This is a genomic window from Nocardia yamanashiensis (assembly GCF_021183565.1).
Classification (GTDB): Bacteria; Actinomycetota; Actinomycetes; order Mycobacteriales; family Mycobacteriaceae; genus Nocardia; species Nocardia yamanashiensis.
The window spans coordinates 2,482,336-2,508,618 of sequence record NZ_CP089226.1 but is presented as its reverse complement, the minus strand read 5'-3'; the positions used below and the strand labels follow the sequence as shown (position 1 = coordinate 2,508,618).

Below are 26,283 nucleotides of genomic sequence, written 5' to 3'. Positions count from 1 at the left end.
ACGCTCGCGAGTCAATGGGTTGAGGGTGTCGAAAAGAGCTTTCCTGCAGCGTGTTTCGGATTCCGGATTGCGGGCCGGGCATGCCGAATGGCCCGGCCGCCGCAGCGGTCGGGCCCCTCCGGAGATCGGCCGGTTTCCTACTCCGGCGGGCGAATCACGGCAAGGAGTTTCGTCAAGTCGTCGAGACCGGCCAGGGCATAGACGATCTCGCTGATGTCGTCGGCCGGAGCCGCGCTGCCCGCGGACTCGAGATTGAGCCGGAACTTGGTCGCCAGCTCGTGCGCCGACAGCGGATTGCCCGGCCCGCCGCGATTGACCTCCACGCGTTCGGTCAGCGTGCGGCCGTCGTGCAGTTCGGCGGTCAGGACGGCCGGGAACTGGTGCGGGAACACCGCGTCGCACCGTGCGTCCGAGACGCATTCGACCTTGGCGGCCAAGGCGATTCGGCGCGGGTCGCGGGCGGCGGCGTCGGTGAAGTCGGCGTGGAAGACCCCGAGACCGCCGCCGCCCAGCAGCGCCGCCGCCACCGTGTACGGGCCCGAGAACGCCGCGTGGTAACCGGATTCCGGTCTGCGCTTGGCGGTCGGTGGTTCGCCAATGGTGCGTAGTGCCGGCGTCGGTGTGCCCAAGATCAGCCGCGCCACGGCGTCCTCGGTGACGCCGGCGGCCCGCAGGCGCAGCGCGGCGTCGATGCCGGCGTGCGTGAAATGGTTGCAGGGATACGGTTTGAAGAAGACGCCGGGCAGCTCCCACTCGTCACCGAGCCGGTCGAGGATCGCCGCCACCCGCGCCTGCTCACCGCAGAACGCGTGCAGCAGGCCGAATCTGCCCTCGATGACGGTCGGCGGCCCGGTGAGGCCGTGCCGGGCCAATCCGGCCGCGCTGACCCCGGCGTGCGCCGCCCAACCGCAGTGCACCCGCTTGACCGTGCCGCCGGTCCGATTCGCCTCCAGCAACCCGGATCCCATGCTCGCGGCAATGCCGAGCGCGTGCGCGATGCCGTCGGCGGACAGCCCGTACAACATGGCGGCCGCGGTCGCCGCACCGAGCGTCCCGCAGATGGCGGTGGCGTGCAGCCCGCGCTCGAAGAACACCGAATTACCCAGGCGATCATCGTATCCGGCCATCCCGAGGCGCACCGTGACCTCGATCCCGGCCGCGACCGCGTCCAGCAGCGCCGCTCCGCACGCTCCGACCGCCTCGGCGACCGCCAGCGCCGCCGGCACCACCGACGCCGAGGGATGCAATATCGACGGCAGATGAGTGTCGTCGAAATCCAGGGCGTGCGCCAGCGTCCCGCCCAGCAGCGCCGCACTCGCCTCGGGAAACCGGCCCGCCATCCCCAGCGCGGTGGCCCGGGGCGCACCGCCCCACTCGCCGATCAATGCTGCGACCGCCGCGGCCGCCGGAGTGTGCTGCGCCGCAAGGCTGTTGCCGAGCACATCCAGCACCCGCCGCGACGCATCGGCCCGCAACTCCGCGCCCACCCCCTTGCTCCGGACCTGTTCGGCGAAGTCCGCCAACCGCGCCACCACCGTGCTCTCACTCATCGGCGAACCTTCCTCTCACGGACCGATCGCGGGACCACGTGGCGTCGGCCTTCGCGTAATTCCTGGCGGTACCCCCGGTGCGGGCCAACCGCCGTGTGCGGCTGGCCGCAGCCGCTGTGTTTTGCGATGGGGCAGGGCGGTTCATCGGGTCACCGCCGCGAGCGGGCGTACCGGCGAGCCGGTGCCGCCGACGATGCGCAGGGGAGCGAGCACGAACACGAACTCGGAAATCCCGAGGGACGAAAGTTCTTCCAGCGCCAAGTGTTCGAGGATGTAGATGCCCGCGTCCACCAGCAGCGCCCGGTGCACGGGCAACACGCTGTGACCCGCGTCGGGTGGGATGCACTCGTAGGCGGTGGTGTCCGCTCCCGTGGCGACGACGCCGCGTGCTGCGAGCCAGCGCGCCGCCGCGACCCCGACGCCCGGCACTCCGCCGGCGGATCCGAGGTAGGCCGCCGGGTCGTCGAACAGGCGCGCCCACCCGGTGCGGATCAGTACGACATCGCCGGGTTCCGGTGCGACGCCCGCGGCGGTGGCGGCGGCCTCGAGGTCCGCGACCGTCACTTCGTAACCGCCGGGCAGGGTTTCGGTGTCGTGCACGCGGGCGATATCGAGCAGGATGCCGCGGCACAGGAACCCGGGGAGGTGTTCGGCGCCGTGGCTGGTGAACCGGCCGCCGCGCTGTGCCGCCGCCGCGTCGATACCGCCGTGCAGCAGCCCGTCATGGCTGACGTGGCTCAGGGCATCGATATGGGTGCCCACGTGACCGCCGGTCACGATGACCTCGTTGGCGGCCGAGCCGCCGTCGGCGCGCACCATGTCACCGTGCCTGCGCGCCAAAGTCATCCGGAAGCCCGGGTGATTGGGGGAGCAGGGCATGCCGGTGAAGAACGGCTGCCCGAGCTCGATCAGCCGCACCCCGTCTCGGACGAGGGTGACCAGTGGATCGAGTCGGCGACTCACCGGACCACCCCGGCGGTGCGCAGCTCGGCCAGCCGGGTCGCATCCACCCCGTAGCCGGCGAGGACCTGTGCGGTGTGCGCGCCCAGCGGCGGTCCCGCCCAGCGGATCGCACCGGGTGTCTCCGAGAGCCGGAACAGTATGTTCTGCATACGGATCAGGCCCAGCTCCGCGTCGGGCACCTCGGCGATGGTGCCCAGCGCCTGGAAGTGCGGATCGGCCAGCACGTCCGCGGCGGTGTACACGGGAGCGACGGCGGCTTCGGCCTTCTCGAAGGCCGAGAGCACCGCATCGGTGTCACGCTCGGCGATCCATGCCCCGACCGCGGCATCGAGTTCGTCCGCGTGCGCGGCGCGTTCGGCTCCCGAACCGAACCAGGGCTGATCGATCAGATCGGGCCGCCCGACCAGGCGCATCACCCGCTCCGCCACCGACTGCGCGCTGGTGGAGACCGCCACCCAGCCGCCGTCGGCGGTGCGGTAGATATTGCGGGGAGCATTGTTGGAGGACCGGTTTCCCATCCGGGGTTGCAGCTCGCCCAGCTGGTCGTAGGCGATGAGCTGCGGTCCCAGCAAGGTGAGGATGGGTTCGATGATGGCCAGGTCGATCTGCTGCCCGTGCCCGCTCTCCGCGCGGGCCCGCAATGCGGTCATGACCGCGAAAGCCGTTGCCAGCGCGGCGATCCCGTCGGCGAGACCGAACGGCGGCAGGGTGGGCGGCCCGTCCGGCTCGCCGGTGAGCGCGGCGAAACCGCTCATCGCCTCGGCGAGAGTGCCGAATCCCGGTCGGCGAGAATACGGCCCGATCTGACCGAATCCCGTGACCCGGGCCAGCACCAGACCTGGATTGAGTTCCCGCAACTGCGGATACCCGAGCCCCCAGCGTTCGAGGGTGCCGGGCCGGAAGTTCTCGATCACGACATCGGCGTCGGCGACCAGCTGCCGGAACAGCTCCTGGCCCTCGTCCGACCCGAGATACAGCGTCACCGATTTCTTGTTGCGCCCCAGCATCTTCCACCAGAGGCCGACGCCGTCCCGCTGCGCGCCGTGGCTGCGGACCGGGTCACCGCGGGGGTGCTCGATCTTCACTACCTCCGCCCCGAAATCCCCGAGCAGCGTGGCCGCCAGCGGTCCGGCGAACAGTGTCGCCGTATCCAGCACCCGTAGTCCCGACAATGGGCCCTCCATCGGCCACCCTCCTCGCTCCACCGCCATCAAGTTTCCCCATGCGAAACACTCGAATGGGTTCGCGGCGTTGACTATCAGCACACCATACTGCGATGATCGCCGAGTCGGAAAAGACGTTTCCCACAGAGAAACTTGAGCGCGACCGTGGCGGACGCAGACCTGCTGATCAAGAACGCGCGCGTGGTGCGTCCCGATGATCCGTCCACCGACGACCCCGCCGCTGTCGATATCGCCGTCTCCGGCGGCGTGGTCACCGCGGTCGGACCGAATCTGCCGGTGGCGCGGGCGGATCGAGTGCTCGACGCGGACGGCCTGCTCGCCTTTCCCGGCGTGATCGACGCCCACCAGCACTGGGGCATCTACCAGGATCTGGCCGCCGACACCGACAGCGAGAGCCGGGCCTGCGCGCAAGGCGGGGTCACCACCGCCCTGACGTATATGCGCACCGGCCGCTACTACTTGAATCGGGGCGGCGCGTACCGCGACTTCGTGCCGGAGGTGCTCGACCGCATGGCCGGACGCGCCTTCGTCGACCACGCCCTGCACCTGGCCCCGATGACCACCGAGCACATCGCCGAAATCCCCTCACTCATAAAAGAATTCGGCGTCATCTCGTTCAAGATCTTCATGTTCTACGGCGGTCACGGCCTGCACGGCCGTTCCGCCGATCAGGCCGACTTCCTGATGATCCCGGCCACCGAACGCTACGACCTGGCCCACTTCGAATTCGTCATGCGCGGAATCCAGCACGCCCGCAAGCGTTTCGGCCCCGGCCTGTCGCTGTCGCTGCACTGCGAGACCGCCGAGATCATGGCCGCCTACACCGCACTGGTCGAACAGGACCCCACCCTGACCGGCCTGCGCGCCTACAGCGCCTCGCGCCCACCGCATTCGGAGGGCCTGGCCATCACCATGGCGTCCTACCTCGCCCACGAGACCGGCCTGGCGAACATCAACCTGCTGCACCTGTCCTCGGCCAAAGCGGTCGCCGCCGCATTGACCATGGCGAAGGCCTTCCCGCAGGTCGACTTCCGCCGCGAGGTCACCATCGGCCACCTGCTGGCCGACGTGGACACCGCCCACGGAATCGGCGGCAAGGTGAACCCGCCGCTGCGCGAACGCCCCGACGTGGAAGCCCTGTGGCGGCACCTGCTCGCGGGCGAGATCGACTGGGTGGTCAGCGATCACGCCTGCTGCCGCGACGAACAGAAGTTCGGCCCCGATCGCGACGACGTGTTCGCCGCCAAATCCGGCTTCGGCGGCGCCGAATACCTGCTGCCCGGCCTGGTAGGGGAGGGGCGCAAACGCGGACTGCCACTCTCGCGCGTGGCCGCCCTGACCGCATGGAACCCGGCCCGCCGCTACGGTTTACGCGGCAAGGGCACCATCGCCGCCGGCTTCGACGCCGACATCGTACTGGTCGACCCGGACGCCCGCTGGACCGTGCGCGCCACCGATTCCGAATCCGCCCAGGAATACACGCCGTTCGAAGGCTTCGAGATGACCGCCCGCGTCACCGACGTCTTTCTGCGCGGCCACCGCATCTTCGGCGACGGCCGGGTACAAGGCGATCCCCGCGGCCGGTACCTGCGGCGCGACCCGGCCTGAACGCCCCCCAACAGCCCGCGATCGCCCGCGCCCGCGCTGCGATCGCTGGTGCCGCGCTGCCGTCGCGGCACATCCTGAAAGGCTGGTCCACTGGTCTCCCTCGCCCTGGTACTGACCGGCATCTTCGAACTCGCATGCGTGGCCCGCCTCCCGCGCGGCGACCGACCCTCGCACTCGCTACCCCTGGCCCTGGTCGGACTCGGATTGGCCTACGACTCACTCGTATTCGGCCTCGGCACCCTCCTCGGCGCAGGCGAACCGCTACACACCCTGTGCACCTTCCGCTTCATCGGCCACGCCGTACTGACGCCACTGCTCGCGATGTGGGTCACCATCAACCTGCTCGGCTGGCCACGCCCCCGCTGCCGACTGCTCACCCTCGCACTGCTCACCTGGCGCGTCCTGACCGCCCTACCCGGCCTGCACCTGGAACCCCGCACTTTCGCCGACACCCTCCGCTACACAGCCACCGCCCACGCCGGTCCACCCATACCCGCCCTCGTCGTGAGCCTGCTGATATCGATCGCGGGAATCTGCCTGTGGCGCACCACCAACCGGCCCTGGCTCGCCCTCGCAGCCGTCCTGCTCATCGGCACCGCGGCCGCCGCCGTCACCCTGCCCCCACTCGGCAATGCCGGCGAGGCGGTCCTCCTGGCCGCCGTCGTGGCGACAGCCAGGCGCAGCGCCGCCGATCTCGCTCGCACCGGGCGGCGCTCGAATCGGATAGCGGCGTGATATCGGCGATAATGGCCGGATGACGCAGAGCAAACAGGCTCGGAGCGGTCCGGGCCGTCCGGCCGGGACCGATAGCACCGATACCCGGGCCCGGGTGATCGAGGCTGCCATCCAGTGTTTCGCCCGCTATGGCTACGGTCCCGCGACCAACAGTCAGATCGCCGCCGAGGCCGGGGTGACGGCGGGTGCGGTGTTCTATCACTTCGGGACCAAGCGGCAGTTGTTCGAGACGGTGTGTGCGGACGTGTACGGGCGGATCATCGACAACACGCATCAGCATCTGACCGAGCCGCTGTCGGTGCGGGGATTGCTGCGGGCGCTGCTGGAATCGTCCATGCGAATCAATCACCAGTATCCGGAGCTCGCCGGCTTCGTCGCCACGGCGCCGATCGACGCGCGACGCTATCCCGAACTGTCCGAACCGTTCTCGGCGGTGAGCGAGCGCATGAACGAAGGGCTGTCGGATGCGGTGCGGCTGGGGCAGTCGGCCGGATTGATCCCGGCGGACCTCGATCCGAGGGAAGTGGCGCGCCTGGTGAGTGCGGTGGTGGACGGATTCGCCCATGCCGCCGCGGCGACCGACCCGATCGCCATGGACCGGCTGACCGAACTGTTCGAGACGCTGTTGCTCGAATCGGCGCGGTAGGTTCGTCGATCACATTGCATCTCAGTCTTTTTCGTCGATCCCTCGCATCGCATCTTGACCCGGGCGCGGACTGTTGTTAGAAATTAATTGTCCAGCTAGCTAATACGGGCGGTGTGTCGATTCCGCGCCCGGCGGCAAGGAGCGTTCATGGATCTCGATCTCGAGGGCAAGCGCGCCCTCATCACCGGAGGCAGCCGCGGCATCGGCCTTGCCATCGCCCGTACCCTGCTGTCCGAAGGCGCTTCGGTGAGCATCTGCGCCCGCGACGCGCGGCAGCTCACCGAGACCGCCGAGAAGCTGTCCGCGCAGGCCAGAGGCTCGGTGTACCACCGGGTTCTGGACGTCGCGGACCGCGCGGAGCTCACCGCGTTCGTGCACGAGACCGCCGAAGCCCTCGGCGGTCTCGATATCGTGGTGGCCAATGCCTCGGCGTCGGTCGGCGCCGACGACAAGTCGTGGGAGCACAATTTCGCCACCGATCTGATGAGCCTGGTGACCCTGATCGACGCGGCCACCCCGTACCTGACGGCCGGCCAAGCGGGAGCGGTCGTCGCCATCGCCTCCACTTCGGCCCTCGAAGCCGGAATCCTGCCCACCGCCAACAGCTTCGGCGCGTTCAAGGCGGCCATGTTGCAGCATGCCGCCGCGAAGGCGAAGGAGCTTGCGCCCCAGGGGATCCGGGTGAACTCGGTCTCACCCGGCCCGGTGTATTTCGAAGGGGGCGTGTGGGAGCAGATCAAGAACGGTATGCCCGAGCTCTATCAGGGCGCGGTCGCCGCCACCGGGCTGGGCAAGCTGGCCTCCGCCGAGGATGTGGCCAATGCCGTGGCGTTCCTGGCCTCTCCGGCGGCCGGGCAGGTTACCGGCACGAACCTGGTGATCGACGGTGGTTTCACCAATCGCTTCGACTTCTGAGCCGGACGGCACCCGCCGCATCGAGGCGGTGCTGATCTGCGGTGGCCAGTGGCACGACTTCGATTACGCGCGACGGTGCCTGCTCGCGGAACTGGCGGCCTTCGAGCAGGTGCGAACCCGGGTGTTCGAGGACTACGCCCGGATCGACGCGCTCGACGCCGCGGACGTCCTCATCACCTATACCTGCAACCGGGTTCCCGACGCGGCACAGAGCGCGGCCTTGGCCGGGTTCCTGTCCCGCGGCGGCCGGTGGCTCGCACTACACGGCACCAATGCCGCCGTCGTGCGCAACCCGCCCACGGCCGCAACCCTTTTCAGCACGCCGCCGATCCCGGAGGAGGTCACCGAACTGCTGGGCAGCCGGTTCCTCGGTCACCCCCCGATCGCCCCGTACACGGTGACCCCGACCGAACCGGAGCATCCGCTGATGCGAGGCATCGGACCGTTCGAAGTGACCGACGAGCTCTACATCAGCGAGCTACGGCCACCACTGCGAGTGCTCGCCCACACCCGATTCGTCGGTGAGTCCACCGGATTCGCCGACGGCCACACCACCCTCGACGAACCGCGCCCGGTGCTCTATCTGAAGGAACACGGCCCCGGCACCGTCTGCTATTTCACCCTCGGCCACTGCCGCGGCCGCTTCGATCTCCAGGACCTGGGAGTGCCGGACCTCGGCGAACCGGATCGAGGCAGTTGGGATGTGCCCGCCTACCGCACGGTGCTGCGCCGCTGTCTGTCCTGGGCGGTGCGGGCCGCGATCGCGCCGTAGTCCGGTCGTCGGTGATGCGCGCTACAGATGCAAGGTGAGCAGCAGATGATCGCAACGGCTGCGGCACTGCGCGGTCATCGGCAGCTCGTGCGCGCGCTCGACCAGGCGCGTCGCGATTTCGCGCAATTTGAGATTGGTTTCCTGTGAACGCCAGCGCAGCACCCTGAACGCCTGCTGTTCGGAGAGCGAGTAGACCAGCATCAGCATCCCCTTGGCCTGCTCGATGACCGCGCGCTGCTCGATCACCACCGGCAGGGTGTCGTTCAATGCCTGACGGTGCTGGTCGGCGAGCACGTCGGAGACATCGACCATGAACCCCTCGGTGCCGATCACCTGCTCCGATCCGTCGGTGATCGGCCGCGACACCACGATCACGTGGTGCACGTCGCCGGCGCGGTCGACGATGCGATGCCGGCTCGAGAACGGCCCGTGGTCGCGCACCGACGCCACGAACTCCGCCTCGACCCGGCCGCGGTCCTCCGGATGCTTGTGCGACAACAGCAACTCCGTGGTCGGCTCGGCTTCCCCGGGCTCGTACCCGTGCAGCCGTGCGACCTCGTCCGACCACTCCCAGCGCTGCTCGCCGAACCAGAAGCGGAGACTGCCGACCTTTTCGGGCACACCCGCGGCGACCACCTGTTCGACCGCGTCCTTGACCGGTCCGTTGAGCTCCATCACCCGAGTATGCCCGGCACGCCGGCTATCGACGTCCGATACCTGCCATCACGCCGGTTGCGCCAGTCGCGGGGTGAAGGTGCCGTGGAAGGTCAGCGGCATGTGATGGCGCAGGCGGCCGCGGTAGAGCGGCTCGGCCGACAGGTCCCGGGCGTCCAGGACGAGCAGGGACGCGGAGTCGCCGGAGCGTGGCTGGGTCAGCACGAGCAGCCAGCCGTCGTCCTCGCCGCCGGAGCCGGGGCGGGGCACGAAGATCGGTTCGTGGGCGGCGGTGTCCTCGGGCAGCCGGTGCAGGGATTCCTTGCCGGTGTCGTTGTCGATCTTGGCGATCGCGCTCGGGTGCGGGGTGCCGTCGGCGCCGGCCGCCAGGTAGACGTAGCGATTGCGGCGGCTCGCGTACGCCGGATGGTAGGCCGGGAAGTCGCCTTGCAGATCGGAGACCGGTTCGTGAATCACGCGGCCGGTGGGGGTGATTCGCACGCGCATGAGCTTCCCGCCGTAGGGCTTGGCGCCGGTGAGGCCGGATTGCGCATTGCTGAGCTGGCCGTTGAGCTCTTCCCAGGTGGCCTGGTAGTTCAGCAGTTCGACGACGGTGTCGCTGCCGTCCTCGTAGGTGTTGGCCAGGTGCAGATGCATGAGCGCGTCGGTGTGCAGGATGCGCGGTCTGCCGCCGTCGCGGGGTACGAGGCCGATCATGGTGCCGCGCCGGGCGTCGTAGTCGATGGCCTCGATGAAATTGCGCAACGCCAGGCCCGCGCCCAGGAACTTGCGCAGCGGGAACACCAGCGGCGGGATGACGAACACCAGATGCCGGTCGGTCAGGCCCATATCGTGATTGAACATGGGCGTCGGCAGATCCAGCCGGCCCAGTTCGTGCAGCCGCCCGGTGCGGTCCACGCGATAGCAGGCCAGGCCGGGGCGCGGGAACATGGCCAGCCCGAAGTTGTACATGTCGCCGGTTCGGTTGTCCCACTTGGGATGTGCCGAGAACGCGCCGATCCATTTCAGGCCGCCGTCGAAGTCGTGCACGCCGAGGGTGTCGAGGGTGTCGGGGTCGAGTTCGGTGGGCCGCCCGCCTTCCCACAGCGCGAGCAGTTTGCCCGCGTGCATGGTGACGCTGGTATTGGCCACATTCGCGGGGAATTGCAGCGCGTTGGTCAGCACCCCGCCCGGGCGCATGGTGCCCAGTGCGCGATAGGGCGCGCCGTGCGCGGTCAGGGACTTGCGGTAGTGCTTGGTGCGCACGAACCGATTGCGGAAGTGCAGCGTCCCGTCGCCGATGGCGTACATGGACAGCATGCCGTCGCCGTCGAAGAGGTGACCGAGCGGCTGCCCGCCGGCCTCCATCTTGCCGGGCCCGTTGCGATACATGGTGCCGCGCAGGCCCTCCGGCAGCGCGCCGTCGAAATCATGAACCGGATAATCGAATTCGTCGTAGAGCGGGATGTAGTCGCGTGGGCGTGCGGGGGCGTCGGCCGGACCGGACATGGCCTCTCCTGAAGGGTTGATGGGGCCGCCGCTCAGGCGGTCGTGGTGGCGGGCAGGGACGCGGCCGGATGCACCCGCAGCGTGCAGGACAGACCGGGCAGGTGCGGATCGAACTCCAGCGGCATTGCCGAGTGCGCGTCGAACACGCGCTCGCAGGCGGCTTTGCAGCCCATCAGGCACGAATTCACCTGCGCCTGAGGTGAGGACACCGAGGTGTGCATGGCGCATTCGGGGATCTCGTAGACGAGGGTGCCGTCGGCTTCTTCGCCGACCCGGTGGATGGGCCCGACCAGGAAGGTGGCCACGCTCACCCCGGCGTCCATGACCGCCGGGTAGAGGCGTCGCGGCACCAGGCGGACCGAGCCGAACGCGGGCAGGAGGTAGCGCAGCCAGCGGCGCAGCCGTAGCGATACCGCGTCCGCGACCAGGTCGGTGACCTCCTCGGCGGGCAGTACCTTGGTCAATTCGGTACTGGTCCATTCGAGTTCGCGCACGAACTGCCCGTAGCGCCGCTTCCAGGACCAGCGCGGTCCCTCCAGCAGCCGATTGCCGGTGCGCCCGGCGGCGACGGCGGTCCAGGCGGCGTCCACGGCGGCGCGATCGTCGGCGACCACGCGCAGCACCGGCAGCAGCACCCCTTCGGGCACGTCGCCGACCTTGGTCAGCATGGACCGCATGATCAGGTCGTCGCGCACGGCGGTGAGCGTGCGAGTGGGCTTGGTTGTGTTCATCTTTCACCTCTCGGATCCGGCGGCGGAGCCCGTCGTCAGGGGATGTCGACCTTGGCGGCCTTCCAGTGGCCGTCGACCAGGCGCATGGTCATCACGATGCGGCTGCGGTCGATGCGGGGATCGGGCATCTCGGTGTTCGTGACCGTCTGATCGACGAACAGCAGCACCACGACCTCGTCGGCGGCGGCGGATTCGACCGCCGATTGCAGCACCACACCGGAACCGGTCGCCTTGTGATCGATCAGCAGTTGGCGCAGCTGGGCGCTGGATTTGGTGTAGGTATCCCGGAATTCGCCGGTGGAGCCGTCCAGGACGGCCTGGAAATCGGCATCCAGCTTCGTGGTGTCGACCGAGGTCAGGGTGACGGCGTAAGCGTTGGCGGCCTGCAGGGCGGCCGCGGCGGCCGTGTCGACCGCCCGATCCTGTCGGTAGTGCCAGCCGTAATACCCGGTGGTGGAAGCCAATCCGAGGATCAGCAGCAGCGCCGCGATGGGCAGCGCCCGGCGAGTGCGGGCGGACCGCAGCACACCGGCAACTCTGCGCATCGGCGCCACACCCCGCTTGCGCGGCGCGCTCTTCGCCTCTTCCGCTGCTTCCGGGGGCGAATCCGGTTGGGGCTCTTCGGTTTTCTTTTCGTCCTCGGCTTCGGTCGCTACCTCGAGGACATCGGTGGTGTCGGGCATGGCACTCCTTCGCGGAAACTAATTGCCCCGGCGCGTCGGCTCGGATTCGGGCGGCATGGTGGGCCCGCCGTAGGGCAGGGGGATGGTGTGCGGTCCGATCGGCGTCGGATCGGTGCGCCGCATGGGGTCGTATCCGGCCGGTGGTCCGGCGGTGTCGTCACCGGGCGGCCGGGGTGCGTTGCGGGCCCCGCGCACCAGCTGCCCGGGATCGTCCTGGGCGCAATAGGTGTAGAGATACGGCTCCGGATAGTCCGGCTGGAACGGCACATCGCGCGGATGCTCGTAATCGCAGAAATGCCGGAAGTACAGATTGGCGACCGCCCACACGCCCCCGTCGTGCATGATCGAGGCCGCCGCCTCGAGCACCGACCCCCGGTCCTTGCGCAGCAGTTCGGTGAGCGCGGGCACCCGCACATACGACAGCTGGGCCACGGTGGCGAGATTGCCGAGCAGCGCCACCATGGTGGGCGAGTTGTCGGCGATGATCGCGTCCATGGTCCGCAACGCCTGCGGAGCCAGATCCAGCAGCTGATTCAGCCCGCCGTCCCGGGCGCCGACGGCGCTCAGCGTGGCGGTGAGATTGCCAGTGGTCGAACGGATTCCGTCCGCCGATGCACCGATCATCTGGAACACCGGCCGACTGCTGCGCAACAGGGTCATGGTCTGCGGCAGCACCCCGTCGAGGGTCGACATGAGCAGGCCCGCACCGGACAGCAGATCGCGCAGCTTGTCCGGCCCGTCCGGCCCGACGCCGAGCTCCCGCACGACGGCCCGCAGTTTCGCCGGATCGGTCTGGGCCAGCACGCCGTCGATATTGCCGAGCACCCGCCACAGCGGCGCGGGAGTCGCGGTGCGGTCCTCGGCGATCTCGCTGCCGTCGCCGAGCAGCGGTCCGTCGGTGCCCGACGGCGTGAACTCCAGGTACTGCTCACCGGCGGGGGACAGGCCCGACACCCGGATCACGGTGCCGTCGCGGGGAATTCGCGCACCGGCGTCCACCCGTGCGACGGCGAGCACCCCGGCGCCGGTGAGCTCGACCGAGGCGACCTTGCCGATCGGCACCCCGCGCAACGTGACGTCCTGCCCGGCCAGCAGCCCGCCGGATTCGGTCAACCGCACCCGGATGGACATCTGGCTCGCGAACGGGTCGGTGCGCAGCGCCCCGAACAGAATGTAGCTGCCGGCCACCGCGACCAGCACGATCTGCGCGAGCGTGGACAGCAGCAGCCGATGACCGCGCACCACCCCGGCGGCACGCACCAGCCAGCGGGCGGGCGATTCGAGACTGCTCATCGCCCACCGCCATACACGCGATTGCCCAGCTGGGTGAGCACGAACGCCAGCGAGCCCGCGAAATTGGCCCAGTCCGCGGATTCGGGCAGCCGGAACGCCGGATCGGCCAGGTGGGCGGGATCGTCGACCGGTCCCAGCACCACCTGCCGCAATTCCACATCGGCGTGGGCGGCATTGGCGCTGAAGAACTTCAGCGTCGGCGGCAGCACCCGCAGCAGATTGGCCATGGTGACCCGGGGGTCGACCGCGGATTCGTTGAACGCGCCGGCGAGCACGTTCATGTCGTGCACGATGCCGCGGGTGTCGGTGCCCTGCAGCGCCGGGAATTTCGCCAGTTGCGCGGTCACCGCCGAGATGCGGTCGGCCAGGTCCACGATCTGCGCGGTGTTCTCCGCGATCACCGTCAACGCCGGTGCGGCCGAGGCGAGCACCTCCTCGATGGCATCGCGCCGGGCATCGAGGGCGTCGGCCAGCGCCGCCGTCCGGGTCAGCACCCCGCGCAGGTCCTCGGAACGGGCGGCCATGGTGGACAACAAGTCCCGGGAGCGGCCGATGAGTGCGGTGAGCCGGTCGCCGCCGTCGTTCATGGCCTCGCCCATGCCGTTGAGCACCCGGGTCAGATTGCGGATGACGCCGCCGTTGACCAGCAGGGTGGTGGCCGAGAGCACTTCCTCCACGGTGGCGGCGGTGACCGTGGATCCGATCGGGATGGTGTCGCCGTCGCGCAGCGTCGCCGCGCCGGCGGTGCCGGCGGGCGGCACCAGTGAGACGAAGATATCGCCCAGCGGTGTGGCCGAACGCAATTCGGCCGTGGTGCCCGCCGGCAGCCGCACGCTGTCGAGGATGCGCAGCGAGACCACCGCCGTGTAGTCGCGCGCGGTCATGGACTCCACCTCGCCGACATCGGCCCCGGCCACGCGCACCTTGGCCCGGTCGGGCAGATTGAGCGCATTGCCGAACACCGCGGTCAGGTGGTAGCTGGGTCCACTGACGCCGGGCGCGGGCAGCGGCAGATCCGCCACGGTGACCGCGCAACCACTCAGCAGTGCCGCGCACACCCCCAGCACGGCCGGGGCGAACCGGCGGCTCACCGGTTCATCCTGGTCATGGCCCCGAGCACCGAGGTGATGCCGAAATCGGGGCCCATATCGCTGAAAGTGCCGGTGGCACAGCCGAGCTGACGCAAGCCCAGCAGATTGCACACCTCCTTGGTCATGGAGCTGTCGAAGAACACCGAGTCGAAGTGCCCGCCCACCCGCAGGTACCCGTTGCGGGTGTCGATGGCGCCGAGCACATTGTCCACCGCGAGCGGGGCCACATCGAACACCTCGGCCAGCTCCCGCCGGTAGTCGACCAGGGCGCGGGTGAAGGCTTCGCTGCTGGCCACGGTGGCGCGCAATTCGTCACGATGGTCGGTGAACAGGGCGGTGATCGCGGCCAGCACCTCGTTGAGCTGCCGACCGGTACTGCCCTGCCCGAGCTGTTCCTCGGCCAGCACATCGCTCAATTGCCGGACGCCGGAACCGAAGTCGCCCAGCACCTGCTGATTGCGGGCGGCGGCATCGACCAAAGCGCTCATATTGGTGACGATGGCGGTCAGCGATTCCGCGGTGGCCTGCCCGCCGTCCGCGCCGGTGCGCAGCGCCGCGGCCAGCCCGCTGAGCGCGGTGCGCAATTGCGGCCCGCTGCCCGCGGCCAGGGTGGCGGTGGAGTCGAGAATATCGGCTACCGGGCCGCCGCCCTTTCCGTCGCCGCCCAGCGAACCGCCCAGCTTCTCCACCATTTTCAGCACCCGGTCGAATTCGATCGGGGTGCGGGTGCGCCGCAGTCCGAGCACCGCGCCGTCGCCCAGGGTGGGACCGCCGGTGTAGGCCGGGGTCAGTTCGACGTGGCGTTCGGTCAGGATGGAGGTGCCGACGGTCACGGCCTGCACCGAGTCGGGAATCTTCACCCCCGCATCGACTTTCAGCACCACTTCGACGTAATCGCCCTTGGTGGTGATCTGCTCGACGGTGCCGACCGGCATGCCGAGCACGGCCACGGCATTGCCGCGATACAGCCCGATGGCATTGTCGAACTGGGCGACGATGGTGCGCTGCCCGCCGCCGGACCGCGCGGGCAGCAGGGCGTAACCGGCCGCGCACACGGCCAGGGCCAGGGCGAGCAGCGCGGCGATGCGCGGCAGGCGAGCTCTCATCGGCAGTCCTTGAAGTATTGGAAATGCTCGGGCCAGTCGGACTGCTTGGCATTGGCGCTGATCGCGCACATCCAGGAGTCGATCATGAGTCCGCCCGGGAGCAGGAAGTCCAGGTACGGGCCGGAGCCGGTGGCATTGGCGATATTGCGGATGGCGAGCGGCAGCGCCTGGAACATATTGCGCAGCAACGCGTCGTGATCGCCGATCATGGCGGTCATGGCGCGAATATCGGTGAGCAGCTGGTCGATATCGCCTCGATTGCCGACCGAGACGTCGCGGGCGGTGCTGACCAGGGCGGTGGCCGCGTCCAGCAGCCGGGTGACGCCGTCGCGGCGGCTCACGACCTCGCGCACCAGCGCATTGCCCTGGCCCACCAGGGCGGCCAGATCGGCCTGCTGGTCGATGAGCACGCCGGTGACGCGCGCGGTATTGCGCAGCAGCGAGCCGATCTGATCGCGCCGGTCGGCGATCATGGCCGACAGGTTCTGCACATTGGCCAGCGCCTCGGGCAGCACGGCCGGTGTCTCGCGCAACTGCGCCGACAACGCCCGCATGGATTGCGCGAACCGGTCGGCGTCGACCTGCTCGAAGGTACTGGTCGAATCCTGCAGCAGCTTCTGCAGGTCATAGGGAACGCTGGTGCGCGCCAGCCGGATTCGCCGATCGGCGAGCTCCCCGGTACCGGCCGGTTGCAGCGTGACCTGACGGGCGCCCAGCACCGAGGTCAGTGTGATGGCGGCCCGGCTGTCCGCGCCCAGGCGCACCTCGCCGCGCACCTTCACGCGCACCAGCACCCGATCCCCGGCCAGTTCGGTGCCGCTGACCGTGCCCACCGGCACCCCGGCCACCGTCACCTGATCGCCCGAGCGGATCCCGGCCGCCTGACCGAATTCCGCGCTGTATTCGACCTGCCCGACGTGCAGGGTGGTCACCAGCGTGGTGGCCGCCACCGCGACCACCAGGGCCAGCAGCGCCAGCCCGCCGAGCCAGGCGGTGTCGAAGGACTCCAATGCGCGCCCGCGCAGCACGGGAATCCGTCTGCCCGGCTGGAACATTCGGATGCGGGTCAGTGCGGCTCGCACTTTCGTTGCCATGGGTGTCACCTGCACATTGCCGAGTACTTGCGCTGCCCGCCCGGCGTCGCGCCGTCGACGATGGCCGGGACGATCGGGGTCAGGAAGTCGAGGATGGTGAAGTTGAAGTCGCAGGCCTGCGCGCTCATGGCGGCGCTGTCCCCGGTGATGCGGGCCAGGCCCTTGAACACCGCGGGCAAGTTCGCGCCCAGAGTGGCCATGCCGTCCGGATTGCCGACCAGGGTGGCCAGGAATCCCGGTTGGCGCGCGAACAATTGGTTCAGATCCGGGGCGGTCCCGGTGATCACCCGCGACAGCTGCCCGACCACTCCGGCGATGGCGCCCGTCGAGGCGACGAGCTCACCGCGGCGCGCGGCCAGCCCGTCCACCACGGTGCGCACCTGGGCGAGCGTGGTCTGCAATCGCGTGCCCTGCTCGGCCAGATCGGCCATCACCCGGTCGAGACCGACAATGACCTTGCCGAGCAATTCGTCCGGCCCGGCGACGGTCTGGGCGAGCGCGGACGTCTCGGTGATCAGCGTCGCCATGGCGCGGGTGTCGCCTTGCAGCGCGTCGATGAGCGCGGTGGACAGGTTGCCGCGATTCTTCGGATCCAGCAGCGTGAACATCGGTTCGAAACCATTGAGCAGGTTGGTGATATCGAACGACGGCTCGGTGTGCTCGACCGGGATCACGGCCTCTGCGGGCAGTTCGCCGGGCTGCCCGAAATCGGCCAGGGTGAGGCCGAGATAACGCTGCCCGACAATGTTCTGGTACACCACCGAGATCCGGGTATTGCCGTACACGTGCTGCTCACGCTGGACGCGGAAGCGCACCTTGGCGCGATCGCCGTCCAGGTCGACCGAATCCACCCGCCCCACCCGCACCCCGGCGATCCGCACATCGGATCCGGCTTTGAGCCCGGACACATCGGTGAACATCGCGGTGTAGGTGGTGGTGGGCCCGGGCACATCGCGCCGCAGCGTGACGAAGATGGTCCAGGTCAGCGAGAGGCAGACCGTCAGGAACGCGGCCAGCCACAGCGCCTGCCGCCGCACGGGGGTCACCGCTCGCCCCCGCTCTCGCCGGGCTGCGTCACGCCGGGGACGAAAGACGCCGGGGGAGTGGGGTTCGCGAGCGGTCCCAGCAGGATCCGTTCGGCCGCGGTGGCGGGCACGGTAATGCCGTCGGGCGGCACATACGCGCGCGGATCGGGCAGACCCGTGGTTTCGAGGACCGGGGTGGTCTCCGGCGCGGTATCGCAACTGGGGCCGCGTAATTCGCCGTAGACTGGGCAGTCGGCGCGCACGTACATGCGCAGCGGGGTCAGCGACACCACGAGCTTGAAGCTGAACGCCAGCTTCTCCCCGGTGCGGGTCCACAGCTGCTGGAAGAACTTGTCCACCACGGTGTTCAGGCGCAGCATGACCGCCGGATACTCCGAGGAGCCGTCGGCGAGCACGCCGATCACCGGCGTCAATCGCGTGGTGATGCCGATCAGTTCATCGGTGTGGTTGTCCATGGCGGTGCGCAGGGTGTCGACCGTCGCGCCGGTGCCCGCCAGCAACGCGGTCAGCTCCTGCTGCCGCCGCGCCACGGTGCGCATCGGGGCGACCGTGCTGTGCAGTGCGTCGACCAGTTCGGGTGCGGTTCCTTCCAACGCCGCGAGGGCTTGCTCCCAGGTGCGCAGCGTGGCCGGGCCGGTGTCGGCGATGCTGAACTTGTTCATCTCGTCTACCACCCGGTTGAGGCCGTCGACCGCGGCGGTCAGCGTCACGCCCTGCCCGGCGGTGGCATCGGCCAGAGTCCGCACCAGGCCGAGGGTCCGGTCGGTGTCGGTGCGGCCCACCGCGTTCAGCAGTTCCCGGATCTTGGCGAGGGTGGTCTGGAACAGCTGGGTGGGCAGCGTGTGATCCTCGGAAATCACCGCGCCGTCGCCGATGGCCGGCGCCGGGCCGTTGTCCACCAGCTGCACCGTCGAGACCGCGAAGGCGTTGCCGGGCACGATCCGTGCGGTGACGGTGCCCGGAATCCCCTGCGCGTAGTCGGGTTTCAGGTCGATGTGCACCACATTGGGTTCGCCGTGCCCGGCCGGGATCACGGCGCGCACCATGCCGACCAGCACGCCCCGGAACTTCACATCGGATTTGGCGGGCAGACCGTCGCCGACGCTGACCAGCCGCGCGGTGACGCGGACCTTCGGATCCAGCCGGCCCTCCGATTCGGCCAGCAGCAGTTGGGTGGCGGCCGTGCACAGCACCAGGAACAGCGCGCCGGTCACCAGCAGCAGCCGGGTGGACGGCCCCCGGCCGTCGAGTTCGAAATCATTGCCCCGCACCGTGTCTAACCTCCGAGCCGGCCGCCGGCGTCGATGCCCCAGAACGCCATGGTCAGCAGCATGTTCAGCACGGCCATGATGGTGATGCTCGCGCGCATGGCACGCCCGGCCGCGATACCCACGCCGCGCGGGCCGCCGGTGGCGTAGAAGCCGTAATAGCACTGGATGGTCGACATGACCGCCACGAAGACGCACACCTTGACCACCGCGAACACGATGTCGCGGCCATTGAGCATGAGCGAGAAATAGTGCAGATAGGTGCCCGAGCCCTGACCGCTGGAGACGAACACCACCAGCTGGCAGACCAGGAAGTTCAAGGCCAGGCAGGCCACGAACAGCGGCAGGATCGCCAGCGCCGAAGCCAGCACCCGGGTGGTGACCAGATACGGAATCGGCCGGATCGCCACCGATTCCAGCGCGTCGATCTCCTCGGAGATGCGCATGGCCCCCAATTGCGCGGTGAACCGGCAACCGGCCTGAATGCCGAAGGCCAGCGCGGCCATCAGCGGGGCCAATTCCCGCACCGCCGCCAGCGAGGTGATCAACCCGGTGGCCGGGCCCAGCCCGAGCAATTGCAGCGCGTTGTACCCCTCGATGCCCACGATCGCGCCCGCCGCCCCGCCCACCACCAGCACCACGCCCGCGGTACCGCCGCCGACCACGATGGAGCCGTTGCCCCAGGTGACATCCGACAGCAGCCGGAAGAACTCTTTCGGATAGCGGCGCAAGGTGATCGGAACGGCGGCCACGGCGCGGAAGAAGAAGGCCACCATGTGCCCGATGCGCGCCAGCTGCCGCCGGGTCGCGTGCGCGCCGGTCAGCAGCGGTCGTACCCCGGGCGCGGTGTAGGTCGCCATCGGTCAGAAACTCGCTTTGGGGAAGAGAATCAGATACAGCTGGCTGATCAGGACATTGACCAGCATGAGCAGCAGAATCGACTGCACCACAGCGGCATTCACCGAATTCGCCACCCCGGACGCACCGTGCCGGGCATCGAGGCCCTTGTAACACGACACCACCGCGACGATGACGCCGAACACCGTCGCCTTGATCAGGGTGAGCACCAGATCATCGACGGTGGCGAAGGAGGCGAAGGTGGAGGTGTAGCTGCCGGGGGTGCCGCCCTGCAGCATGACCGTGAAACCGTAGCCGGCGAGAAAGCCGATGAAGCAGGTGAATCCGGTCAGCGCGACGGCCACCACCACACTGGCCGCCAGCCGCGGCACCACCAGACGCCGGATCACCGACACCCCCATCACCTCCATGGCGGCGGTCTCCTCGCGAATGGTGCGCGAGCCCAGATCGGCGCTGATGGCCGAACCCACCGCGGCCGCCATCAGAATGGCCGCCACCAGGGGCGCGCCCTGCCGGATGACCGCCAGGCCATTGGCGGCCCCGGCGAGCGAGGTGGCGCCGAGCTGCCCGGCCAGCAAACCGAATTGGATGGACAGCGTCACCGCGATGGGCACGGTGACGAACAGTGTCGGCACCACGGCGGTGCGCGCCATGAACGTGGCCTGCTCGACGAACTCGCCGAACGGGAAGCGCCGCCGCGCGATATCGAGGAACAGGTACTGGCAGCTGCGCACCCCGAGCACGAACTGACCGCCCACGGTGCGCAGCGCGGCGCCCGGATGCCGGTCGGCGTAGGCGCGCGACCAGCGCGCCAGCTGCTGGGTCGCGCGGTCGGCGGACGGGCCGGATTCGACGGTCATGGGTCGGCCTATCGACGTGCGGCCGGGCGGTCGGCGGCGTCGGTGTCGAAGATCAACGACAGTTTCTTCAACCCGCGCAGCATGAAACTGGGCTCGTACACGAAGTCGTTGCCGGGACCGAAACCGGCCGCGCCGAACCGCGCGGCCAGTTCCTCGAGCATGATCCGGGTTTCCAGCCGGGCCAGCGGCGCACCCAGACAGGCGTGGATGCCTGCCCCGAACGCCAAGTGCGACTTGGCATCCGGCCGCAGCGGATCGAAGTCTTCGGGCCGCTGGAACACCGTCTCGTCGCGATTGGCGGAACCGAAGCCCAGTACAACCAGCTGCCCGGCCGGAATGGTGTAGTCGCCCAGGCGCGCCTCGGATTTGGTGATGCGGAACATGCTCTGCACCGGGCTCAGCAGCCGCAGCCCCTCCTCGATCATGAGCGCGGCGTGCGAGGCGGGATCATCGCGCAGCCAGCCCCACCATTTCGGATCGCGGGCGACCTGCTCGAGCACCCCGGTGAGCAGTTTGGTGGAGGTCTCGTTCCCGGCGATCAGCAGTTGCTGGATGATGCTCAAACACGCTGCGGTGCCGATGGGTTCGTCACCGTCGGCGGCGCTGGGCGCGTGCACCAGGGCGCTGAGCAGATCATCGCGCGGCGCGGCGCGGCGCTCGTCGAGTTCGGCGGCGAAGAAGCGCTGGAACTCCAGCAGCCCGCGCGCCTGCTCGAGCCGGCCCGCCTCGTCGAGTTCCGCGCCGACGGTGGCGGTGAACTGATCCGACCAGCGTTTGAAATCGTCGATCCGGTCCTCGGGCACATTGAGCACGTGCGCGATCACCCGCAGCGGCAGCGGCGCGGCCACCTGCCGCACGAACTCGACCGGCTCCCCGGCGGGCAGCGCGGCGGTCAAAGACCTTGCGATCTCCCGGATCCGGGGTTCGAGCCGCGCGACGAAGCGCGGCGTGAACGCCTTGGCCAGCATGCGCCGGTAGTAGTGGTGCTCGGGTGGATCGGCGGTGAGCAGGGTCGGCACCGCGGGCCAGCCCTGCGCTTCGATCTCGGCCAGTTGATCTTTGATCGATTCCGGCGCGGGCAGTTGCGGCAGCCCGAAATTCGAGGAGAACACCGCGTGATCGGCGAGCGCGGCCGCGACGAGTTCCCGTGACGTCACGAACCACATGCTGCGCGCGGCCACGAAATGCACGGGGGCCTGCTCGCGCAGCGTGCGATGCCAGTCGTAAGGGCATTGCAGGACAACGGGATCCAGGGGATCGAAGTCGGTGACGGTGCGGGGTGAGGTGTCGGTCAAAGCCGCCTCCAGGGATGCCGCCCGAAGTGGGCGCAGACGAACATGTCTTGACTAATTATCTGGCCAATATAATAGTGATGCGTGTCATAGACAAGCGGTGATCGTGCCCGCGGTCGCCTGAAACGGAGGGTCGGGGATGTCCAAAGCCCTGGTCACCGGCGCCGGTCACGGAATCGGCCGGGCGGTGGCGAAACACTTGGGGGACAACGGATTCGAGGTGATCGCGGTGGATCTCGACGAGGCCGCCGCGGCCGCGACCGCAGCCGATACCGGGGGAGAGGCGGTGAAATGCGATGTCTCCGACGAGGAGTCGGTCGCCAAGCTGGCCGCGGCGGTCGGTGCGGTGGACGTGGTGGTCAACAATGCCGGGATCTGGCGCTCGCGCACCCTGGACGATTCCACGCTCGCCGAAGTCGATGCGGTATTGCGCACCAATGTGATCGGTAGCTGGCTCGTCGCCCGCGCGTTCGCGCCGCACTTCGGCGCGGCCGGGGGAGCGATCGTCAATCTGACCTCGGTGCTGGCGCAGATGTCGGGCCCGGGGCGCGGCATGTATCCCGCGTCCAAGGCCGCCATCGTGGCGCTCACCAAACAGATGGCCATCGAATACGCACCGCGCAAGATCCGGGTGAACGCGGTGGGGCCGGGCCTGGTCGTCACCGAGGGCACCGGCGCGGAATTCGGCGATCCCGGCTTACAACAGGCGATCGGTGCGGCCATGCCGCTGGGCCGGCTCGGCGAACCGGCCGATATCGCCGCCGCCGTGGGCTTTCTGGCCTCCCCGGCCGCGAGCTACATCACCGGGCAGGTGCTGTTCGTCGACGGCGGGTGGACCAGCAACGGCTCGGCCTTCATCGGCCTGGCCGCCCAGCAGTACGTCGCGCAGCTGATGGCGGCGGCGCGCGACTGAACGAGCCTGCTTGCCCGCCAATACTTTTCGCTCTCATTGGAGGAACCCATGACCGACCTTCGAGAACCGGGACGGCCGGCTCCGGGCGAGGCCCGCTCACCCGGGCCGAGCGTGCAGAGCCTGCTCGCCACCGACACCCGGCAGGTGCCGCCGCCGCTGCTGGAGGAGTCCTACGAATATCTCGGCTCCGAGGACATCGGCAAGGACCGGTACCTCAGCCCCGAATTCCACCGCCGCGAGGTCGAACGGCTGTGGAAGAAGGTGTGGCAGCTGGCCTGCCGGGAGGAGGACATCCCCGAACCGGGCGACTACATCGTCTACGACATCGCCGACCTGTCGATGATCGTGGTCCGCACCCGCGGCGGCGAGATCCGCGCCTATCACAATGCCTGTCTGCATCGCGGCACCCGGCTCTGCGACGGGACCGGGCAGGCGCAACAGCTGCGCTGCCCGTTCCACGGCTTCACCTGGAACCTCGACGGCGCGCTCACCGACGTGCCCAGCCGCTGGGACTTCCCGCACGTCGAAGACGAGAAATTCGCACTGCCGCAGGCGAAGACAGGCGTATGGGCCGGATTCGTCTTCGTCAATCCCGACCCGGACGCGGCGCCGCTGTCCGCCTATCTGGGCGAGATCGAGAAGCACTTCTCCTATTTCAAACTGGAGGAGCGGTTCAAGGCGGTGCACGTCGCCAAGGTGATCGCCTGCAATTGGAAGGTGGCGCTGGAGGCGTTCATCGAGTCCTATCACGTCATCTCCACCCACCCACAATTGCTGGAATACCTGGGCGACAGCAACACCCAGTACGACGTGTACCGGGGCGCGGACGGGCAGCCGGGCTTCAACCGGATGATCACCCCGCAGGCGGTCAACAGTCCGCATCTGGAAACGCTCGAGCCGCAGGACGTGCTCGAAGCCATGTTCCGTGATTTCTATCCCGAGGGCGTCGGCGCCATTCACGTACCCGAGGGCCAGGCGGCCCGGCCGGTGGTGGCCGAGGCGCTGCGGCTGCGGCTGGCCGAAACGTCGGGTGCGGATGTGTCGGTCTTCAGCGATGCCGAGATCGTCGATGCCATCGAGTATTTCGTGTTCCCCAATATGTGCCCGTGGGCGGGGGTCGGCGCGCCCATCACCTACCGCTTCCGGCCCTACGGCAACGATCCCGATCAGTGCGTCATGGACATCATGCTGCTGGTGCCGCTGCCGCCCGGGGTGCCCAAGCCGAAGGGCGCCGCCATCCATTGGCTGGGCGTGGACGAGGACTTCGGCGCCGCCCCGGAACTGGGCGGCCTGGTGCCGGTCTTCAACCAGGACCTGTCGAATCTGCCCCGCGTGCAACGGGGTTTGAAGGCGATGACCAAGCCCGGCGTGACGCTCGCCGACTACCAGGAGGTCCGGATCCGGCAGTTCCATCAGGACCTGGACCGGTACCTCGCCGACTAGCCGCGCTCGCGCGCCACGAAACACCTGTTCGGACCAACCAAGAGATGGGGTCGACGTGTCGGATACCGACATTCCCGCCGAGATCGGTCGCGAGACGCTGCTCTCGATCTTCGGCAAAGCCACCCGAATCAAACTGTGCGACGAGAAGTTCCGGGCCCTGGTGCTGGCCGGGCAGGTGAGCGCCCAGTACTATTCGCCCCGCGGCCAGGAGATCATCCCCGCCGCGCTCGGCACGCTGCTGCGCCCGGACGACCAGGTCGTGACCACCTACCGCGGTCTGCACGACCAGCTCGCCAAAGGCGTTCCGCTGCGCGAACTCTGGGCCGAATACTTCGGCAAGGCCACCGGCGCCTGCAAGGGCAAGGGCGGACCGATGCACATCACCCACCCCGCGTCCGGGCTGATGGTGACCACCGGCATCGTCGGCGGCGGGCTGCCCATCGCGGCCGGGCTGGCGCTGGCCGCCCAGCTGCGCGGCACCGATCAGGTGACGGTGGTGAACTTCGGTGACGGGGCCGGCAATATCGGCGCCTTCCACGAAGCCTGCAACCTCGCCGGACTGTGGCGGTTGCCGGTGGTGTTCTGCTGCCAGAACAATCGCTACGCCGAGCACACCGCCTACGCCGACGGCACCAGCGTCGCCCGCATCGCCGACCGGGCCGCCGCCTACGGCTTCCCCGGCGTGCGGGTGGACGGCAATGATCCGATCGCCATGTACGGCGCGGCGCGCGAGGCGATCGAACGGGCGCGCTCGGGCGCGGGCCCGACCCTGCTGGAGGCCATGACCTTCCGGTTCTACGGCCATCAGATGTCGGATCAGAACGAATACATGCAACCCGGTGAGCTCGCCGCCGCGCGCGCCGCCGATCCGGTGATCCGCCTGCGCGAGTACCTGATCGAGCACGGCGTGCCCGAAGACGAGCTGGCGGGCATCGAATCCGCGGAGCGGGCGCTCATCGCCGACGCCGTCGAGTTCGCCACCGCCAGCCCGCCGCCGGAGCTGTCCGAACTCACCACCGACGTGTACCAGGAGGCGCTGATATGAACGGCCCCGCGATCGAAACCCAGCCGATGCTCGGCTTCCAGGCCATCGGCAGCGCCCTGGATCACGCACTGGCACACGACCCCACGGTATTCCTGCTCGGGGAGGACATCGCCGATCCCGGCGGCGGCGTGTTCAAGGTGACCGCCGGGCTCTCCAGTAAGTACGGCACCGACCGGGTACGCGCCACGCCGATCAGCGAGCAGGCCATCATGGGCGCGGCCATCGGCGCGGCCGTGGCGGGAATGCGGCCCGTGGCCGAGATCATGCTCATGGACTTCCTCGCCGTCTGCATGGACCAGCTGTCCAATCACGCCGCCAAACTGCGCTACATGTCCGGCGGGCAGACCACCGTACCGCTCACGGTGCGCTGTGCGGCCGGAGCCGGAATGCAGTTCGGCGCACAGCATTCGGAAATGCTGGAAGCCTGGCTCACCCACATCCCGGGCATCAAGGTGGTGGTGCCGAGCAATCCGGCCGACGCCAAGGGGCTGCTCACCGCCTGCATCGAGGATCCGGACCCGTGCGTGATGGTGGAGCAGAGCCTGCTGTATTTCGCACCGCCGCAACCGGTTCCGGTCGGCCGGCACTATGTGCCGCTGGGGGTGGCGAACACGCTGCGCGCCGGCGACGACATCACCCTGCTCTCCTACGGCCGCCAGGTGCACGACGCCGTGGCCGCGGCGGCGGTGCTGGCCGCGGACGGCATCGAGGCCGAGGTGATCGATCTGCGCTCGCTGGTGCCCCTGGACGAGGAGACGATCCTGGCCTCGGTGGCGCGCACCCGGCACGCGGTGGTGATTCACGAGGCGGTGCGGCGCAATGGTTTCGGCGCGGAACTGGCCGCCCTGATCGGCGAGCGGCTCTTCGACGAACTGGGTGCGCCGGTGGCCCGCGTCGCCGGGGCGAATACGCCCGTCCCGTATGCCAAACCGCTCGAGGACGCGTTCGTGCCGGGGACCGAAGCCATTCTCACCGCGGCCCGCGCCACCCTGGCGCGCTCGCGGGCGCGGGTGGGGAGCTGAGC

25 protein-coding genes are annotated in these 26,283 nt (G+C 69.0%); 9 read left to right on the top strand and 16 right to left on the bottom strand.

Going from position 1 to position 26,283, the window contains the following annotated elements; all coding sequences use genetic code 11:
• Positions 1-137: 137 nt before the first annotated feature.
• The 3 genes from LTV02_RS12140 to LTV02_RS12130 all read right to left on the bottom strand — a co-directional run bounded on the left by LTV02_RS12140 (position 138) and on the right by LTV02_RS12130 (position 3,697).
• The gene (locus tag LTV02_RS12140; RefSeq protein ID WP_233040089.1) at positions 138-1,550 is read right to left on the bottom strand and encodes an MmgE/PrpD family protein; all 1,413 of its coding nucleotides are present in this window, start codon (positions 1,548-1,550) and stop codon (positions 138-140) included.
• Positions 1,551-1,691: 141 nt separating this feature from the next.
• Complete coding sequence (locus tag LTV02_RS12135) at positions 1,692-2,513, bottom strand: cyclase family protein (protein WP_233040088.1); 822 nt, start codon at positions 2,511-2,513, stop codon at positions 1,692-1,694.
• The gene (locus LTV02_RS12130; RefSeq protein ID WP_233040087.1) at positions 2,510-3,697 is read right to left on the bottom strand and encodes a CaiB/BaiF CoA transferase family protein; all 1,188 of its coding nucleotides are present in this window, start codon (positions 3,695-3,697) and stop codon (positions 2,510-2,512) included. The genes LTV02_RS12135 and LTV02_RS12130 overlap by 4 nt, the downstream gene beginning before the upstream one ends.
• Before the next feature lie 144 nt (positions 3,698-3,841).
• Between LTV02_RS12130 and LTV02_RS12125 the strand changes: the two genes are divergently transcribed.
• From LTV02_RS12125 to LTV02_RS12105, 5 genes are all read left to right on the top strand, one after another.
• Entirely contained in the window at positions 3,842-5,305 is a 1,464-nt protein-coding gene (locus LTV02_RS12125) for a dihydroorotase (protein ID WP_233040086.1), read from the top strand.
• A 138-nt stretch (positions 5,306-5,443) separates the two neighbouring features.
• Positions 5,444-6,040: a hypothetical protein gene (locus tag LTV02_RS12120; RefSeq protein WP_233040085.1), complete on the top strand. Its 597-nt coding sequence runs from the start codon at positions 5,444-5,446 to the stop codon at positions 6,038-6,040.
• A gap of 19 nt (positions 6,041-6,059) precedes the next feature.
• Positions 6,060-6,686 carry a TetR/AcrR family transcriptional regulator gene (locus tag LTV02_RS12115; RefSeq protein WP_233040084.1) on the top strand — a complete coding sequence of 209 codons (627 nt, stop codon included), beginning with the start codon at positions 6,060-6,062 and terminating at the stop codon, positions 6,684-6,686.
• A 147-nt stretch (positions 6,687-6,833) separates the two neighbouring features.
• Positions 6,834-7,601, top strand: coding sequence for an SDR family NAD(P)-dependent oxidoreductase (locus LTV02_RS12110; protein WP_233040083.1), 768 nt, complete (start codon positions 6,834-6,836; stop codon positions 7,599-7,601).
• Positions 7,573-8,373: a ThuA domain-containing protein gene (locus LTV02_RS12105; RefSeq protein ID WP_233040082.1), complete on the top strand. Its 801-nt coding sequence runs from the start codon at positions 7,573-7,575 to the stop codon at positions 8,371-8,373. Before LTV02_RS12110 ends, LTV02_RS12105 begins: the two co-directional genes overlap by 29 nt.
• Before the next feature lie 21 nt (positions 8,374-8,394).
• Here LTV02_RS12105 and LTV02_RS12100 read toward each other — a convergent pair whose 3' ends face one another.
• Genes LTV02_RS12100 through LTV02_RS12040 form a run of 13 tightly spaced genes read right to left on the bottom strand, consistent with a single transcriptional unit; the run spans position 8,395 to position 21,861 of the window.
• Complete coding sequence (locus LTV02_RS12100; protein WP_233040081.1) at positions 8,395-9,048, bottom strand: PAS and ANTAR domain-containing protein; 654 nt, start codon at positions 9,046-9,048, stop codon at positions 8,395-8,397.
• A 48-nt stretch (positions 9,049-9,096) separates the two neighbouring features.
• Complete coding sequence (locus LTV02_RS12095; RefSeq protein WP_233040080.1) at positions 9,097-10,536, bottom strand: carotenoid oxygenase family protein; 1,440 nt, start codon at positions 10,534-10,536, stop codon at positions 9,097-9,099.
• Positions 10,537-10,568: 32 nt separating this feature from the next.
• A complete protein-coding gene (locus LTV02_RS12090) occupies positions 10,569-11,267 on the bottom strand; it encodes a hypothetical protein (protein ID WP_233040079.1) in 699 nt (232 codons plus the stop codon).
• A 35-nt stretch (positions 11,268-11,302) separates the two neighbouring features.
• Complete coding sequence (locus LTV02_RS12085; protein ID WP_233040078.1) at positions 11,303-11,950, bottom strand: hypothetical protein; 648 nt, start codon at positions 11,948-11,950, stop codon at positions 11,303-11,305.
• An 18-nt stretch (positions 11,951-11,968) separates the two neighbouring features.
• Positions 11,969-13,243, bottom strand: a complete 1,275-nt coding sequence (locus LTV02_RS12080) for an MlaD family protein (RefSeq protein ID WP_233040077.1) — start codon at positions 13,241-13,243, stop codon at positions 11,969-11,971.
• Positions 13,240-14,334 carry an MCE family protein gene (locus LTV02_RS12075; RefSeq protein WP_233040076.1) on the bottom strand — a complete coding sequence of 365 codons (1,095 nt, stop codon included), beginning with the start codon at positions 14,332-14,334 and terminating at the stop codon, positions 13,240-13,242. Before LTV02_RS12075 ends, LTV02_RS12080 begins: the two co-directional genes overlap by 4 nt.
• Positions 14,331-15,440: an MCE family protein gene (locus tag LTV02_RS12070; protein ID WP_233040075.1), complete on the bottom strand. Its 1,110-nt coding sequence runs from the start codon at positions 15,438-15,440 to the stop codon at positions 14,331-14,333. The genes LTV02_RS12075 and LTV02_RS12070 overlap by 4 nt, the downstream gene beginning before the upstream one ends.
• Positions 15,437-16,534: an MCE family protein gene (locus LTV02_RS12065; protein ID WP_233040074.1), complete on the bottom strand. Its 1,098-nt coding sequence runs from the start codon at positions 16,532-16,534 to the stop codon at positions 15,437-15,439. Before LTV02_RS12065 ends, LTV02_RS12070 begins: the two co-directional genes overlap by 4 nt.
• A 5-nt stretch (positions 16,535-16,539) precedes the next feature.
• On the bottom strand, positions 16,540-17,580 hold the full coding sequence (locus tag LTV02_RS12060) for an MlaD family protein (RefSeq protein ID WP_233040073.1): 1,041 nt from the start codon (positions 17,578-17,580) through the stop codon (positions 16,540-16,542).
• On the bottom strand, positions 17,577-18,851 hold the full coding sequence (locus LTV02_RS12055; RefSeq protein ID WP_233040072.1) for an MCE family protein: 1,275 nt from the start codon (positions 18,849-18,851) through the stop codon (positions 17,577-17,579). Before LTV02_RS12055 ends, LTV02_RS12060 begins: the two co-directional genes overlap by 4 nt.
• Positions 18,852-18,856: 5 nt before the next feature.
• Entirely contained in the window at positions 18,857-19,708 is an 852-nt protein-coding gene (locus tag LTV02_RS12050) for an ABC transporter permease (RefSeq protein WP_233040071.1), read from the bottom strand.
• 3 nt (positions 19,709-19,711) lie between these two features.
• Entirely contained in the window at positions 19,712-20,566 is an 855-nt protein-coding gene (locus LTV02_RS12045; RefSeq protein WP_233040070.1) for an MlaE family ABC transporter permease, read from the bottom strand.
• Positions 20,567-20,574: 8 nt separating this feature from the next.
• Positions 20,575-21,861: a cytochrome P450 gene (locus tag LTV02_RS12040; protein WP_233040069.1), complete on the bottom strand. Its 1,287-nt coding sequence runs from the start codon at positions 21,859-21,861 to the stop codon at positions 20,575-20,577.
• Between the two features lie 136 nt (positions 21,862-21,997).
• Between LTV02_RS12040 and LTV02_RS12035 the strand changes: the two genes are divergently transcribed.
• The 4 genes from LTV02_RS12035 to LTV02_RS12020 are packed head-to-tail and all read left to right on the top strand — an operon-like array spanning position 21,998 to position 26,281.
• A complete protein-coding gene (locus tag LTV02_RS12035) occupies positions 21,998-22,771 on the top strand; it encodes an SDR family NAD(P)-dependent oxidoreductase (RefSeq protein WP_233040068.1) in 774 nt (257 codons plus the stop codon).
• Between the two features lie 48 nt (positions 22,772-22,819).
• Entirely contained in the window at positions 22,820-24,214 is a 1,395-nt protein-coding gene (locus tag LTV02_RS12030; RefSeq protein WP_233040067.1) for an aromatic ring-hydroxylating oxygenase subunit alpha, read from the top strand.
• A 55-nt stretch (positions 24,215-24,269) separates the two neighbouring features.
• A complete protein-coding gene (locus LTV02_RS12025; protein ID WP_233040066.1) occupies positions 24,270-25,259 on the top strand; it encodes a thiamine pyrophosphate-dependent dehydrogenase E1 component subunit alpha in 990 nt (329 codons plus the stop codon).
• Between the two features lie 11 nt (positions 25,260-25,270).
• Entirely contained in the window at positions 25,271-26,281 is a 1,011-nt protein-coding gene (locus LTV02_RS12020; RefSeq protein ID WP_408639398.1) for an alpha-ketoacid dehydrogenase subunit beta, read from the top strand.
• Positions 26,282-26,283: the final 2 nt, after the last annotated feature.

Coding starts and splice junctions, on each gene's coding strand:
- LTV02_RS12140 (WP_233040089.1), bottom strand. CDS start 1,550: ATGAGTGAGAGCACGGTGGTGGCGCGGTTGGCGGACTTCGCCGAACAG.
- LTV02_RS12130 (WP_233040087.1), bottom strand. CDS start 3,697: ATGGAGGGCCCATTGTCGGGACTACGGGTGCTGGATACGGCGACACTG.
- LTV02_RS12115 (WP_233040084.1), top strand. CDS start 6,060: ATGACGCAGAGCAAACAGGCTCGGAGCGGTCCGGGCCGTCCGGCCGGG.
- LTV02_RS12110 (WP_233040083.1), top strand. CDS start 6,834: ATGGATCTCGATCTCGAGGGCAAGCGCGCCCTCATCACCGGAGGCAGC.
- LTV02_RS12100 (WP_233040081.1), bottom strand. CDS start 9,048: ATGGAGCTCAACGGACCGGTCAAGGACGCGGTCGAACAGGTGGTCGCC.
- LTV02_RS12095 (WP_233040080.1), bottom strand. CDS start 10,536: ATGTCCGGTCCGGCCGACGCCCCCGCACGCCCACGCGACTACATCCCG.
- LTV02_RS12090 (WP_233040079.1), bottom strand. CDS start 11,267: ATGAACACAACCAAGCCCACTCGCACGCTCACCGCCGTGCGCGACGAC.
- LTV02_RS12085 (WP_233040078.1), bottom strand. CDS start 11,950: ATGCCCGACACCACCGATGTCCTCGAGGTAGCGACCGAAGCCGAGGAC.
- LTV02_RS12080 (WP_233040077.1), bottom strand. CDS start 13,243: ATGAGCAGTCTCGAATCGCCCGCCCGCTGGCTGGTGCGTGCCGCCGGG.
- LTV02_RS12070 (WP_233040075.1), bottom strand. CDS start 15,440: ATGAGAGCTCGCCTGCCGCGCATCGCCGCGCTGCTCGCCCTGGCCCTG.
- LTV02_RS12065 (WP_233040074.1), bottom strand. CDS start 16,534: ATGGCAACGAAAGTGCGAGCCGCACTGACCCGCATCCGAATGTTCCAG.
- LTV02_RS12050 (WP_233040071.1), bottom strand. CDS start 19,708: ATGGCGACCTACACCGCGCCCGGGGTACGACCGCTGCTGACCGGCGCG.
- LTV02_RS12045 (WP_233040070.1), bottom strand. CDS start 20,566: ATGACCGTCGAATCCGGCCCGTCCGCCGACCGCGCGACCCAGCAGCTG.
- LTV02_RS12035 (WP_233040068.1), top strand. CDS start 21,998: ATGTCCAAAGCCCTGGTCACCGGCGCCGGTCACGGAATCGGCCGGGCG.
- LTV02_RS12030 (WP_233040067.1), top strand. CDS start 22,820: ATGACCGACCTTCGAGAACCGGGACGGCCGGCTCCGGGCGAGGCCCGC.